This is a genomic window from Micromonospora sp. M51 (assembly GCF_018070305.1).
GTDB classification, from domain to species: domain Bacteria; phylum Actinomycetota; class Actinomycetes; order Mycobacteriales; family Micromonosporaceae; genus Micromonospora; species Micromonospora parva.
The window spans coordinates 1-1,978 of sequence record NZ_JAGPXZ010000964.1 but is presented as its reverse complement, the minus strand read 5'-3'; the positions used below and the strand labels follow the sequence as shown (position 1 = coordinate 1,978).

The window sequence follows — 1,978 nt, the reverse complement described above, 5'->3', positions numbered from 1 at the left end:
GGGCTGGGCATGACCTGCAACGTGGGCATCGCCGAACGCACCGAGCGGCTGCTGATCGTCGGCGTCGGCGGGATCCTCACCGGCCTGAACGTGAAGCCGGCGCTGGAGATCGCGCTCTGGCTGCTCGCCGCCGTGTCGATCTTCACGGTGGGCCAGCGGATGACGCACGTCTACCGCCAGGCCCAGCAGCTCCAGCCGGACGGTCAGGCGTGAGTGGCCTGCCGGCGACCCGCCGTCGGAAGACCGGCGGCCGAGTCGCGTGAACCTCACCGAGCTGGGCTACATCGCCGGTTGGCGGGTGATCCGCGCGCTACCCCGGCCGTTGGTGGCGGCGGCGTTCCAGGCGGGCGCGGACCGCGCCCATCGCACCGGCGGCGGGGGTACGGCCCGACTGCGCGCGAACCTGCGCCGGGTGGTCGGCCCGGAGCTGCCCGACGCCGAGCTGGACGATCTCGTCAAGCGCGGGCTGCGCTCGTACGCCAGGTACTGGATGGAAGCGTTCCGGCTGCCCAGCCTGAGTCGGTCGCAGATCCTGTCCACCTTCCGGCTGGACGGCGCGGAGCTGCTCGCCGCCGACGTGGCGGCCGGCCGGGGCGCGGTGGTGGCGCTGCCGCACGCCGGCAACTGGGATGCCGCCGGTGCCTGGGTGGCGGCCACCGGTTGGCCGCTCACCACGGTGATGGAGCGGCTCAAGCCGGAGGGCGTGTACAAGCGTTTCCTGGCCTTCCGAAAGGTCCTCGGGATGGAGATCCTGCCGACCCACGGTGGGCCGCGCCCGGCCTTCGACGTGCTGCTGGACCGGCTCCGCGCCGGTGCGGTGGTGCCGTTGCTGGCCGACCGGGACCTCTCCGCCCGGGGGGTGGAGGTGGACTTCTTCGGCGGGAAGACCCGGATGCCCGCCGGGCCGGCGCTGCTCGCGCTGCACACCGGCGCGCCGCTCTACGTGGCCTCGATGTGGTACGAGCCGGACGCCGCGTGTGCGTCGCTGGATGGCCCGCTGCCGGTGCCCGGGCCCGAGGTGGGTCCCCTGGACCAGCGGGTCCGGTCGCTGACCCAGTTGATCGCTGACCGTCTGGCGGCGGGTATCGCCCGGCATCCGGAAGACTGGCACATGTTGCAGCGGATGTGGCTGGACCAGGGAAGGTCGGGGGAGGGCGCGGCGCTGCCCTCGTCGGCCTCCGGCCAGGCCTGAGGAGGTGGGCTGACACATGCGGATCGGCATCGTGTGCCCGTACTCCTTCGACGTGCCCGGTGGGGTGCAGAACCATGTCATGGACCTCGCCGAGGCGCTGATCGCGCTGGGCCACGAGGTCAGCGTGCTCGCGCCGGCTGACGACGATTCGCCGCTGCCGGAGTACGTGGTGTCCGCCGGGCGGGCCGTTCCGCTGCCGTACAACGGTTCGGTGGCCCGGATCGCGTTCGGCCCGGTGTCGACCGCCCGGGTGCGGCGGTGGATCACCAACGGTGACTTCGACGTGCTGCACGTGCACGAGCCGCTCACGCTGAGCCTGTCGCTGCTGGCCGTGCTCTCCGCCCGTGGCCCGGTGGTGGCCACGTTCCACACCGCGATGACCCGTTCCCGGGTGCTCGCCGCCGCGCAGGGCGTGCTCCAGATCGTGTTGGAGCGGATCACGGCCCGGATCGCGGTGAGCGCGTTGGCCCGCAAGGTGCAGGTCGAGCACATGGACGGCGGCGCGGTGGAGATTCCCAACGGGGTGGCGGTGGCCAAGTTCGCCGACGCCGAGCCGTTGCCGGGCTGGCCGGGGGAGTGCGCGGCCGGCACCGGGGGCACGCTCGGCTTCCTGGGCCGGTTCACCGAGGCTCGCAAGGGCTTCCCGGTGCTGCGCGACGCGTTCGTGGCGTTGGCCGCCACCCGGCCCGGCCTGCGGTTGCTCGTCGCCGGTCCCGGTGACCCCGACGACCTGTACGACCAGTTCCCCGCCGAGCTGCACGAGCGGATCACGTTCCTCGGCCTGGT

At 73.0% G+C, this 1,978-nt stretch carries 2 protein-coding genes and 1 pseudogene; all 3 read left to right on the top strand.

Annotated elements, in window-relative coordinates; all coding sequences use genetic code 11:
• Nucleotides 1–213 (top strand): annotated as a pseudogene (locus KBX53_RS31305) (CDP-alcohol phosphatidyltransferase family protein); the annotation flags it as partial.
• 46 nt (nucleotides 214–259) lie between these two features.
• On the top strand, nucleotides 260–1,192 hold the full coding sequence (locus tag KBX53_RS31300) for a phosphatidylinositol mannoside acyltransferase (RefSeq protein WP_210863359.1): 933 nt from the start codon (nucleotides 260–262) through the stop codon (nucleotides 1,190–1,192).
• A 16-nt stretch (nucleotides 1,193–1,208) separates the two neighbouring features.
• On the top strand, nucleotides 1,209–1,978 hold a 770-nt coding region (locus tag KBX53_RS31295), incomplete at its 3' end, for a glycosyltransferase family 4 protein (RefSeq protein WP_210863357.1).